Annotated in this window: 9 protein-coding genes; 6 read left to right on the forward strand and 3 right to left on the reverse strand. The window is 43.0% G+C overall.

The window, feature by feature from the left end; translation table 11 throughout:
• Positions 1 to 185 precede the first annotated feature (185 nt).
• The 4 genes from CA600_RS25245 to CA600_RS25260 all read left to right on the forward strand — a co-directional run bounded on the left by CA600_RS25245 (position 186) and on the right by CA600_RS25260 (position 6,007).
• Positions 186 to 1,898 carry an extracellular solute-binding protein gene (locus tag CA600_RS25245; RefSeq protein ID WP_094873865.1) on the forward strand — a complete coding sequence of 571 codons (1,713 nt, stop codon included), beginning with the start codon at positions 186 to 188 and terminating at the stop codon, positions 1,896 to 1,898.
• A gap of 22 nt (positions 1,899 to 1,920) precedes the next feature.
• On the forward strand, positions 1,921 to 2,811 hold the full coding sequence (locus CA600_RS25250) for an ABC transporter permease (RefSeq protein ID WP_094873867.1): 891 nt from the start codon (positions 1,921 to 1,923) through the stop codon (positions 2,809 to 2,811).
• An 18-nt stretch (positions 2,812 to 2,829) separates the two neighbouring features.
• Positions 2,830 to 3,708 carry a carbohydrate ABC transporter permease gene (locus CA600_RS25255; protein WP_094873869.1) on the forward strand — a complete coding sequence of 293 codons (879 nt, stop codon included), beginning with the start codon at positions 2,830 to 2,832 and terminating at the stop codon, positions 3,706 to 3,708.
• Positions 3,709 to 3,772: 64 nt separating this feature from the next.
• A complete protein-coding gene (locus CA600_RS25260; protein ID WP_179281726.1) occupies positions 3,773 to 6,007 on the forward strand; it encodes an amylo-alpha-1,6-glucosidase in 2,235 nt (744 codons plus the stop codon).
• A 73-nt stretch (positions 6,008 to 6,080) separates the two neighbouring features.
• Here CA600_RS25260 and CA600_RS25265 read toward each other — a convergent pair whose 3' ends face one another.
• Positions 6,081 to 6,944, reverse strand: a complete 864-nt coding sequence (locus CA600_RS25265) for a Cof-type HAD-IIB family hydrolase (protein ID WP_094873873.1) — start codon at positions 6,942 to 6,944, stop codon at positions 6,081 to 6,083.
• 272 nt (positions 6,945 to 7,216) lie between these two features.
• Between CA600_RS25265 and CA600_RS25270 the strand changes: the two genes are divergently transcribed.
• Complete coding sequence (locus CA600_RS25270) at positions 7,217 to 8,458, forward strand: DUF445 domain-containing protein (RefSeq protein WP_094873875.1); 1,242 nt, start codon at positions 7,217 to 7,219, stop codon at positions 8,456 to 8,458.
• Positions 8,459 to 8,611: 153 nt separating this feature from the next.
• Here CA600_RS25270 and CA600_RS25275 read toward each other — a convergent pair whose 3' ends face one another.
• Positions 8,612 to 9,715 (reverse strand): glycosyltransferase family 4 protein, encoded by a 1,104-nt coding sequence (locus tag CA600_RS25275; RefSeq protein WP_094873876.1) that lies wholly within the window; start codon positions 9,713 to 9,715, stop codon positions 8,612 to 8,614.
• Between the two features lie 182 nt (positions 9,716 to 9,897).
• Here CA600_RS25275 and CA600_RS25280 point away from each other — a divergent pair, with 182 nt between their 5' ends.
• Positions 9,898 to 10,677 carry a YheC/YheD family protein gene (locus CA600_RS25280; protein WP_256990008.1) on the forward strand — a complete coding sequence of 260 codons (780 nt, stop codon included), beginning with the start codon at positions 9,898 to 9,900 and terminating at the stop codon, positions 10,675 to 10,677.
• Here CA600_RS25280 and CA600_RS25285 read toward each other — a convergent pair.
• Positions 10,670 to 11,485 (reverse strand): hypothetical protein, encoded by an 816-nt coding sequence (locus CA600_RS25285; RefSeq protein WP_094873878.1) that lies wholly within the window; start codon positions 11,483 to 11,485, stop codon positions 10,670 to 10,672. The genes CA600_RS25280 and CA600_RS25285 overlap by 8 nt on opposite strands.
• Between the last annotated feature and the right edge of the window lie 137 nt (positions 11,486 to 11,622).

Here is an 11,622-nt window from a genome sequence, read left to right on the forward strand (position 1 = left end):
TTCCCCGATATTATCATCAATGATGAGTATTTATTTGTGTAAAACATAATTTTTTTGCGTTTACGATGGATAGCAAGAATCTATAAACTTAAGGAAGTAACAATATAAATTTTTTTTGAAGCTGGCCGGCGCTTTGAAATCGTTTTCTAATACGAGTTTTTTATAGAAAAAGGGAGGCTCTTATAATGAAACATAAATTGAGAAAATCAAGCTCCATCATATTAGCATCACTATTAGCTGTTGCTATGGTAGGTTGTTCGAGTTCTAATAATTCTTCAGCATCTACCCCAAAGACAGATGCGAGTGATCCTGCATGGAAAGAAGCACAGACGACTCCGTTTGGCGCATATCCTGAAACGGTTTCTTATTCTGTGGGACAAGTGGCAACAAGCTATTCGGCACTTGCAGGAACCTCTTATGAGGGTGATAATTCCACCAACAATGTATGGACAAGATATTTCAAGAATAAGCTGAATATCCAAAATACGACCTCGTTTGAATCGAATGATGGTACAGACTATAGTCAGAAAGTTTCGATGGCCATTGTAAGTGGTGAAATCCCTGATCTTATGGTGGTTCCCGACTATGCGACATTGCAACAGCTTTATGAGAACGATCTGATTGCAGATCTGACAGAAGCTTATGAGAATACGGCCAGTGACCGTATTAAGGAAATTTATGATTCCTACGGTGGACGTGTTCTGGATAGTGCAAAGTTTGATGGCAAGCTGATGGCTATACCAACAACTGAAATCTCACATGGCCCTGGTATCCTCTGGCTTCGTAAAGACTGGATGGACAAATTGGGACTTGCTGATCCAAAAACAATGGCCGATGTCGAGAACATTATTAAGCAATTTGTAGAAAAAGATCCAGGTGGCAACGGAGCGGGTAAAACGCTAGGTCTTATTGTTGATAATGAAAACGTTGCTGGTGTTTCTGGTGGACAATTCTCATTTAATAATATCTTTTCATTATATGGTGCGTATCCAAAACAGTGGATTGATGATGGAAGTGGAAAGGCCGTATACGGATCTGTTCAACCAGAGATGAAGCCAGCACTGGCCAAGTTGTCTGAAATGTACAAGAATAACTTGATTGATCGTCAGTTTGCCGTACGTACTGGTGATGATCGCAAGGCGCTACTTACAAGCGGAAAAAGTGGTTCGTTCATGGATAACTGGTGGGGAAGCTGGACTGTGGCTGACACGCTTAAGCTGAATCCAGAAGCGAAATGGGTATCTTATGTTGCCCCGCAATCAGAGGATGGCTCGCTTACCATGTTCACTGGAAATCCTTCCAGCAGTTATTTGGTTGTTCGCAAAGGCTTTGAACATCCTGAACTGGCAGCCAAGCTCGTGAGTGTTCAATATGACTATCAGCGTTACCAAGAAAAAGATGCAAAAGCTCTGAAAGAATTTGAAGATTATAAGAGCATGAATGTTGGCGGATCTCCACTTGCCATTAATATCGATTATTATGACGCTTTCTATCGTAATGTTGACATCATGAAAGAAGCATTAGAAACAGGAGATACAAGTAAATTGACTAGCAATGAGGATTTGACGGCTTATAACTCCTATAAGAAATATCTTGATAGTGAGAAGAATGGAGGAACACCAGATTCTAATGCATGGGCTGGCTACACTTCCAGTATTACAACAGCTAGTTTGGTGAAAGCCTCAAATATTAAAGAAGTGAATCCATTGTTCTTTGGAAGTACAGCATCCATGACTTTGAAATGGCCAACACTTACTAAAATGGAGCTTGAAATGTATTTGAAAATCATTACAGGTGAGCAGAAACCTGACGCATTTGATAAGTTTGTAGAGAGCTGGAATAAAACTGGCGGCGAAGTCATTACTAAGGAAGTTAACGAAGCGATAGCAACCAAATGATGTTGAAAGAGATGATCCGTAAATGAAAAATAAAAAAGATCAGACAGCATTCCATCTCATGATGGCGCCAGGCATGATTTTCCTAATTATCTTTTCGTTTATTCCAATGTTCGGGATTATAATGGCTTTTCAGAATTATATTCCGGCTAAAGGAATGAGTGGTTCATCCTGGGTAGGTCTTGATAATTTCAAATTTATGCTACAAATTCCAGACAGCAAACAGATTTTCAGTAATACGATCGTTATCGCGTTATGGAAGATTATTGTGGGTACTTTTACATCCATTGTGTTTGCCCTGTTATTAAATGAAATTCGTGTGAAGTTTGCTAAGCGATTTGTACAGACAGTTGTATATCTGCCGAACTTCTTGTCATGGGCGATCTTGGCTACTGTAGTCATGAACATCTTCTCTTATGAAGGTCCCGTTAATGCCATGTTAAGCTGGTTTGGGATTGACCCAGTCTTGTTTATGGCCAGCAATACCTGGTTTAGACCGATGCTAGTATTAACAGATGTTTGGAAAGGTTTCGGGTACGGTTCAATCATCTACCTAGCTTCCCTGACATCTATTGATCCCGGACTTTATGAGGCGGGCTCCATCGATGGAGCCAACCGGTTTAAGAAACTGTGGCATATCACGTTGCCAGGTTTGATGCCAACTATTTTGCTGGTTACAACCTTGAACTTGCCGAATGTATTAAATGCTGGTTTTGATCAGATCTTCAATCTGTATAATCCTTTGGTGTATGAATCTTCGGATATTATTGATACCTACGTTTATCGGGTGGGTCTGGTAGAAAGACAATACAGCTTAGGTACAGCAGTTGGCCTATTACGGTCGGTCGTTGGGATCGTACTGATTCTTTCTGCGAATAAATTGGCCCAAAAACTTACGGATTATCGTATTTTCTAAAGAAAGGGGGGTTCTCCCATTTACGCATCTAACATCAAGGGTCGTATTGCAGATGTTATTATCTGGGTATTTGTTCTAGCGTTCGCTTTGTCCTGTCTTATACCGTTAGTCAATTTAGTAGCCATCTCTTTCAGTGATAATGCGGCGGCTTCGGCAAATCTTGTAAGTATATTCCCGGTTAATCCGACATTTAGCTCCTATGAAAAATTATTGTCTGACAGCCAGTTCTGGCGTTCATTCATGATCTCTGTAGAACGGGTAGTGTTAGGTCTGCTTGTGAATATGGTACTGATGATTCTTACAGCCTATCCATTGTCTAAAAGTTCACGAGTATTCACAGGTCAGAAGATTTATATGAATCTCGTTATCTTTGCAATGTTATTCTCAGGCGGATTGATTCCAACCTTTATGGTAGTCAAAGAGCTTAACCTTTTAGACTCCATCTGGTCATTGATCTTACCGGGTGCTGTACCGATAGGGAATGTTATCTTGCTGATGAATGCATTCCGGGCTGTACCGAAATCGCTAGAGGAAGCTGCGAATATAGATGGAGCCTCGCAGTGGAGAATATTAGGGACAATTTATCTTCCGATAGTATTGCCTACGCTTGCCACGGTTACGCTCTTTACTATTGTGGGCCATTGGAATGATTACTTTGGTGCCCTGGTGTATATTAATAAAACGGCGAATTATCCATTGCAGACCTATATCCAACAGCTTAGCGTTGAGGTTCAGAATATTACAGATCCGGAGAAATTAATGGAATTAGCAAAGGTTTCGAATAAGACTTTGAACGCTGCTAAAATCGTAGTCTCCACGCTGCCATTGTTGTTGATTTATCCGTTTATGCAAAAGTATTTCGTATCAGGGATTGTCGTTGGTTCGGTTAAAGAATAAATATTAGTAGACAGCCGCTATGAAGCTTCATAGCGGCCTACTATTTTCAAGTAGGAGGCTTACAATGAATAGTAATAGTAATCAAGTTCATTCATCAATTCTGGATGAAATGAAGATGTTTATCTCTCCAGAAGCTAATCGGAGTATTTCATTTACGAATAAAGAGGCCGCATTTTATTTTACGCAATCTCATCATACGAATCATGTGGAACATGCCTTTTTTGAGGGATTGAATATTGCTAAGAATAGAATTTTTGGTGGATACACTTTATTTGTGGGTGAGCAGAAGCTAGACAATCGACAATCTGAAGTTTGGGCCTATCCTTACAAAATGGTGCGTAACCATGCGGATTTGACAGAAGAGCTGTGGTTGTTGGATTATCATAATCTATTAGAAATTAGTCTCGCTAATGTGCAGGAAGCCATAGGTATTACTTTAAGAGGAGAGAATGTTACTTATATCAACCAACAGGATCAAATCGCGTTCTTTAGCCCTATCGAGGGAGATTGGGTCATTGCAGTTAGTGCTATTAACCCTTCGCCTTTGCACATGGATAATGAAATTCTAATGGCCGACGCAAACGCTGGAGGCTATTATATCGCTGTAGGGAAGACGAACGAAGCAGCAGCAGGTTTAATCCTTAAAGCTAAGCGAGATATAGGTGCTCTGAAAGATGAACGTGTTAAGCGGATGGAAGAGTTCTTACACCACAATGCCCATCTAACCAGCAGTGATGATACATTTACTTTAGCGATGAATTGGTTGAACATCACCATGGATCAGTTGGTTACTAGACAGCAGGGTGATGGTATCTATGCAGGACTGCCATGGTTTAACGAATATTGGGGACGGGATCAATTCATTGCGCTTCCGGGAGCCGTGTTAGTTACAGGGCAATTCGAAACGGCTAGAAATATCTTGCTGTCATTCGCAGAATTTCAGAATACGGACGAAGATTCTAAATACTTTGGTAGAATTCCAAATATCTTATCTCCTGGAAAGGTGGATTACCATACAACGGATGGTACACCGCGATTTATTAGCCAGTTGCAGGATTACGTTAAATATTCAGGAGATACAGCGATCATTAAAGAGCTTTATCACAATGTACAAAATAGTATCGAAGGTTCCATCAAATATTGGGTAGATGATAAAGGGTACTTAAAGCACGCAGATAATGAGACTTGGATGGATGCCAGAGATGGCAATTTGGAGTCTTATTCTCCTCGGGATACCCGCGCCAATGACATTCAGGCACTTTGGTATAACCAATTGCTTGCTGGTGTTTACTTTGCTGAATATATGAATGACAAGGTAAATGCGGATAAATGGAAGAGCATTGCTGAAACCTTGAAGCACCATTTTGAGTTGGATTTCTGTGATCAAGCTCATCCTTATTTAGCGGATAGACTAGACGCAGAGGACAAGCCGGAATTCTCCTTGCGCCCGAACCAGTTATTTGCTTTTGAAATGTTTGATGATAACGACTTTAAAGCTAGAGCGATTCGTACCGCATGGGAAGAGTTGGTCTACCCTTGGGGCGTTGCTTCTTTAGATAGACATCATCCTTTGTTCCGTCCATTTCATTTAACACCTCATTATCCGAAAGACGAGGCTTACCATAACGGTGCGGTCTGGATTTGGCTTAATGGTATTGCGATGCAGCGTATGATTGAAGCGGGGCAGGAAGAAACCGCCTATCAGCTATTCAAGAATATGAACTGGCAGGCCTTGAATCTAGGTGTTGTTGGTGGACTTTGTGAGAATATGGATGCTTATCCTGTGGAAGGGGAGAACTGGGCGAAGTTGACGGGGGCATACCTGCAAGCTTGGTCTAATGCTGAGCAGCTGCGTGTGTGGTATCAATATTTCTTAGGTATCCGTCCAGACCTGATTAACAATACACTGACCATTGCTCCAAGAATTCCGCAAGAGCTTGAATCCTTGGCTTATAATGTGAATATAGGAAAGGGACAGATCGAAGCCACGTATAACCGTGGACTTGAAGTCACTTACGCCTATACATTCAAGAATGTGGGACTGGAAGTTATGATCGATGTGTCTCCTTTTGAGAAGGTATCGCTTGAGGTTAAACCAAATATGGAGCTGGTTGTAAGACAAGAGGAACATTTACTGGCAGTCACCTTATATGATGAGAATCATCAAATACTCAAGGAGATTCAGTCAGGGCTGTCCGAATCACGTGTTATGCATAATAAGCAGAATAACGAGTTGTTAAAAGACGTTGAGTTTGCTAAGCCATTGAGCTTGGACAATCATCCTTGTATAAAGCGGTAGAAAAAAAACCTCTGACCCATCCTCAGGATGCTGTCAGAGGTTATTTAGCTGTTTATGATTAAGGTATGTTGGTTCAGAATTTAGCCAAAAGATGCTCAATTCCTACCGCTACCCCATCTTCATCATTACTGACGGTAACAAACTCAGCCATTTCCTTCAGAATGGGTGCCGCGTTAGCCATGGCAATTCGGTAGCCGGCCACCTCGAACATCGGTTGATCATTATAACTGTCACCCATTACGGCTACATCTGCTAGCGGGATGCCATAGTGGGCGGCGAGTATAGTTACACCTGAGCCTTTGTTGGCGTCCTCATGGTTAATTTCGATATTATTGACATGGGAGGCTGTAATAATGAGGCCAGGGATCGCGGCGAAGCGGGTGGAGGCTTCTTTGAGCAGCTCCCGGTTTAGAGAAAAGGCTAATGTTTTATAAATGACGTTTTCTTCTTTACTCCAGATCTCTTCCATACTTTCGACGTATGTTACAGCCGCTTGTTGAAACTGCTGATCGATCATTGCTTTGAGCAGCCAGCTGACCTCCTCCGGTACTTCTTCTTCACTTAGTGCAGATAGCTTCTCTAATCTTACCCGTTTATTGAGTTCCACATATACGTTGTCCTCTGTGTATACCTCGTAATACAAATCAGGAATTTCGTTCATCCAGCGTAGTGCAGGAATGATGTCCTCCTTATTCAGCGGCTTACTTGCTGCAAGCGTGTGGTCAGACAATGTAACCACTGCGCCATTCAGACTGACTACAGGGCATTCCAGATCTGCCAGCCGAAGTTGTCGTTCCGCATCCATAAAGGAGCGTCCCGTAGCAATAATTACGATATGACCTAAATTCTGAGCCTTTATAATCGCCTCACGGTTCTTTGGGCTAATTTGTCCTTCTTCGTTTAGCAATGTACCATCCATATCTAAAGCAATAAGCATAGTGTATGATCTCCTTGTCCAGTCATAGTTGTGCCCTTCGCGGGCCAGTGAGAACGTTACTTGTATCTTATCATTAATATTCTGAAAACCAAAAACACCTTTTCATTCCTATTCTAATCGTATATTTTTAGAAAATAGTTCAGTCGTGGTACAATAGTGGTTAAACTAATCGACTAGCCGAGTCTATCGTCTGTTCATGTCGTGGGACGTGATCCGCCGATATTTTTCCTGCGTAAGGACATCGGCAGCTGTGTATGTAAGGGGGACTAATCGTGAGATCCAAAAACTTGGCCACCATGTCACTAGCTTTTATGGCATGTGGGTTTCTGATTACACTATTTCTACCTGAAAATCTCGCTGTAATTCTACTAAGAGGCGGCTTTGAGGCCGGGCTCGTTGGGGGGATTGCCGACTGGTTCGCGGTAACCGCGTTATTCCGCCATCCGCTCGGGCTGCGTATTCCACATACCTCACTGCTGCTCAAGAATCGGGATAAGATTATCCAGTCGTTAATTACCGCTATGGAGACTGAGCTGCTGAACAAAGAGAGTATTGAGAACAAGCTGCGCAAGTTTGGTATTATGTCTATGGGTTCCAAGCTGCTGACAAAGTTCTTTAGCAAGAAGAAGGTGAGAGCCCAGATTCTAGAGCAGCTTAGCGAATTCGTGTCACGTCTTCCGGTAGAAAAAGCCGTACCTTTTCTTCAAAAGGCCGCTTCCGATTATATTCGTGAAGCAGAGCTTGGGGTTGCGGCTGATAAAATTGTCACTAAATTAATGAACGATGGAAAAGATGTAGCGGCTCTGGATTATGCGCTGGAAGGGGTATCTAATTGGAGCGGTCGTCCTGAAACGAAAGCTATGCTGGGTAAGATCGCCAGTGAGAAACTGGCTGAAGTGAAGCTCGGTGGACTTAAGGGGATGGCTTTCCAGGCTTTCGTTGGATTTATGGATGCGGATATGCTTGGTGAAATGCTGCAAGGAATGCTACAGTCCGGTATTCGCGATTTCCGTGAGGAGGATAGCCCTTACCGTGAAGAGATCATCCGTGAAATTCGGGTGGCGCTGTTCCAGATTGTTAATGATGAGGCTAGAATGACTTCTGTAAAAGAATGGGCACTACATGAGCTTGAGGGAGAAGCGGCAACCGCTTTTCTGCATACTCAATTGGGGAACGCACGTAGCAAGGCGCTTTCTTTATTGGAAGAGGATCGGGCAGCTGGCGGACGCAAGTTATTTGCACTATACGCCATGCTTGTGCGCCGTATCAGTAAGGAACAAGAGTGGATTGGTAGCTGGGAGGAGCGGATTCGCGCTTCATTAATTGCATTTGTAGAGGCTAACCACTTCCGAATTGGTCTTTTGGTGAAAGAGAATCTAGATAGCATGGACGATGCTAGTTTAGTGAATATGCTGGAGGATAAAGTAGGTAAAGATCTTCAGTGGATTCGGGTAAACGGCGCGTTATGCGGCTTTGTTGTAGGGCTTGTCCTTACGGTTGTTCAGTTTATTTAAATCAAAGTAGTCCGTCTCCAGTGACTGGAGGCGGACTATTTTTTTGAAATATATGAGAGTATAAGTTTCACACTATACTTTCTGTCTTATATTTCTCGCTTAAACGCTTATCGTCCTTATAAGGATGCCGAAGGCGTTTATGCTTGTAGGAATCTATTGTTGTACTAAGGCAGCTTGATAAAGCCGCTCCAAATCAGTTGCTGTACGTTGCCAATTGAAGGCATCAAGCGCATCCGCTCGTCCTTGTCTGCCAATGGTTGCTGCTACCTCTGGATTCCGGCCTAGTCGCAGCAAATCTCTAGCAAAGGGTAAGGCCTCCCGATATCGTTCCACCAGATATCCATTATGGCCGGAGTCGATAATCTCACGGATACCGCCATTGCTAGAAGCGATGACCGGTAGTCCCGAGGCCATAGCCTCTACATTAACAAGTCCAAAGGATTCATGATTCTGAGAAGGACATACGAAGCAGTCGGCTGCTTGATAAAGGGTATGGATATCCTCATGAGCTACATTTCCAAGAAAGGAGACGGATACGCCTAGTCGCCGAGCAAGCAGCTTCAGCTGTCGCAAATACGTCGGTTTCCCTTTGCCTGCAATAACAAGATGAGCGGGAAGGTGTTTATTTAAATGGTACATAGCACGTATCAATACGGGCACCCCTTTGCGGGGAATGACTCGACCGACGAACAATACGGTAAAGATTCTCGGGAGTCTGTAAAGTCTGCGAAGATGGTATTTTTCCTGTATCGCTACAGGAGTAAATCGATCAAGATCTGCTCCGAGCAGGACGATGCGGATTTCATTGTTCAATTGAGGGAAACGACGGCTTAGTCTTCGCTGTAGAGAGTGGCTATTCGCAATAATCAGATCTGCTCTAGCCAAGGCACTGGCAGTCTTAACTGTGTCCGGTGTGAATGTAAGAGAATGCAGAAATAGAAATACAGGAAGATGAGGGAGCCGTTTCTTTACAGCAGACATAAGATGGGGACGATTATCGATCTGAACGATATCAAATGACTCATTCTGAATGTAGTCTAACACCGAAGTACGATAATGAACGGGAGTACTTGCGGGTAATCGAATGATTCTTACCTGCTCCAATATGGAAGCATCGGGCAGTCCCGGCGCTCTGCGGCTCACAATGGTAACCCTATGTTTCTCAGCCAGCCTTCTGGCAATGGCCCAAATGCAGATTTCTACTGACCCGTCTCCTGGAACCGGGAGACGTTCCGGCGCAATAATACAAATATGCATGGTTCATGCCTCCTCTGATCCGCTAATGGTTATCCTCTTCCCACCATATGCAGCTTGAGTATCTGGAGATACATCTGAGAGCGGAGAGGGCGTTCAACCCATTCCATTCATATAGTCGGAGCATAAAATACTAAGGTTAAGCAAGGCTGTGATCATTATTTGAGTGACAGGGGAGAGGGCAATTGGGAACGAAGTTAAAGTCTGCGTTGACCAGCAAATGGATTAAAACCAAGGTGCTCATGCAAAGTTCCGAGATTTCACCGCTCATTCCAGAAACAGTGAAGTTTAGTAAAGCAAACTTAAGAACGATGCTCTTGAAATATGGGATGATTTACGTTAAGCCGGAACATGGCACCTATGGTAACGGTGTAATGAAGGTTGAACAGAGTAAGGATTCTTCCCATGGAACGGAATACAAATACCAAAGTGGAACAAAGATAAAAACCTTTGGAGCCTATGACACCTTTTATTCATCCCTTAAGAAAGCGACACGCGGACGTAGTTACTTGATTCAGAGAGGGATTGTTTTGCTAAAGCACGGAAAGCATCGTTTTGATATCCGTGTGATGGTCCAGCTCAGTCCGCGTGGCAAATGGGAAACTACCGGATTGATTGGCCGAGTAGCTGAGAAGGGCAAGATTGTTACCAATTATCATAACGGTGGTACGCTAATGTCTATGGAGAAGCTGCTGTCGCCTTATTTGAACGATGCTCAGCAAACTCAGATGCTTAAGATATTGCGAAAGCTAGGTGAGGATACCGGACGTTTCTACCATAAGAAATATCCTGGCTTTAAACAGATTGGTGTAGATGTAGGATTAGATAGCCACATGACGCCTTGGATTATTGAAGTGAATACAAGTCCAGATCCATATATTTTTAAACATCTTTCTAATAAAAGCATGTACCGCAAAGTGATGGCTTACCGCAGAGCAAATGAGAAAAAGAAGTCCGCTAACTGATTTGCTTCTTCGTATTCGCAATAACAAGGGAAATCTTTTGTTCGAGCTCAATTATTTTTTGCTTATGGGTTGCAATCTGACGATAACCGGAGACCAGTGCAGCTAAGGACTGGGTAGTTAGGGTAAGGTTTTGTTTGCGAATCGCTGCTTTAAAGTCAGTCCAATCTGCTGAAATACGTTTGTTTAAAGAGGTGATCACGCTCTTGTTAGATTTGATCGTGATTTGAGGACTTTCAATGCCAGACAAGGTTTTGCGAGTCTCGGCTATCTTTTGGGAACGTTTCTTTTTCGCGGCGTTCAGCTGATTCTGCTTGTCACTGATCTCTTGGCGTGCCAACTGAACCAAGATCTTCATAGCATCACCTTGGGCACGCAGTACGGTATTCAAGGTCTTGTCCTTAAGAGACTTGGCGATACTAATTCGCTTGTTAAGTGCACTATACTGGTCGAATAAGGGCTGATAGCGCTGCTTGCTGCTCTTAACGGAGGCTTCCAATCGGGTCACTGCTTCAAGATCAATCCCTTTAATTTGTTGACGTACCACAACCAGCGATTGCTCATTATTGTAGTGAAGGATTCGGATTTGCTCCTCGCGCTGATCATACTGCAGCTTTAAGGTGGATAAATCATTGTAAAGAGAAGTCAGCTTAACTCTGGCAGGACCTTCTGCCGTTGCGGCCGTCAGATCAAAAGCCGCTTTAACAGAGGGGGTTAATTCTGTTGTAGATGCAGCAATAGCTTCGGATGATGTGCTTAGCAGTAGCAGGATCGTAAGCAGTAGTAAGGGCACTGACTTAAATATTTTCATTTATTCTCCTCCTATTGTCGCAACCTAATGGCAACAAAAAAAGCACCCGTAGCAAAGGCAAAAGCCTTTATTACGGGTGCTTCCAGCGTAATAGGTCACGAACGATATTATTAAAATATAAGAAAGTATAAGTTTCA

It is taken from the genome of Paenibacillus sp. VTT E-133280 (genome assembly GCF_002264385.1).
Taxonomy (GTDB): domain Bacteria; phylum Bacillota; class Bacilli; order Paenibacillales; family Paenibacillaceae; genus Paenibacillus_AQ; species Paenibacillus_AQ nitricinens.

What these genes read in the sequence shown, in the direction of transcription:
- CA600_RS25250 (WP_094873867.1), top strand. Translation starts at nt 1,921, where the DNA reads ATGAAAAATAAAAAAGATCAGACAGCATTCCATCTCATGATGGCGCCA.
- CA600_RS25275 (WP_094873876.1), bottom strand. Translation starts at nt 9,715, where the DNA reads ATGCATATTTGTATTATTGCGCCGGAACGTCTCCCGGTTCCAGGAGAC.
- CA600_RS25260 (WP_179281726.1), top strand. Translation starts at nt 3,773, where the DNA reads ATGAATAGTAATAGTAATCAAGTTCATTCATCAATTCTGGATGAAATG.
- CA600_RS25245 (WP_094873865.1), top strand. Translation starts at nt 186, where the DNA reads ATGAAACATAAATTGAGAAAATCAAGCTCCATCATATTAGCATCACTA.
- CA600_RS25265 (WP_094873873.1), bottom strand. Translation starts at nt 6,944, where the DNA reads ATGCTTATTGCTTTAGATATGGATGGTACATTGCTAAACGAAGAAGGA.
- CA600_RS25285 (WP_094873878.1), bottom strand. Translation starts at nt 11,485, where the DNA reads ATGAAAATATTTAAGTCAGTGCCCTTACTACTGCTTACGATCCTGCTA.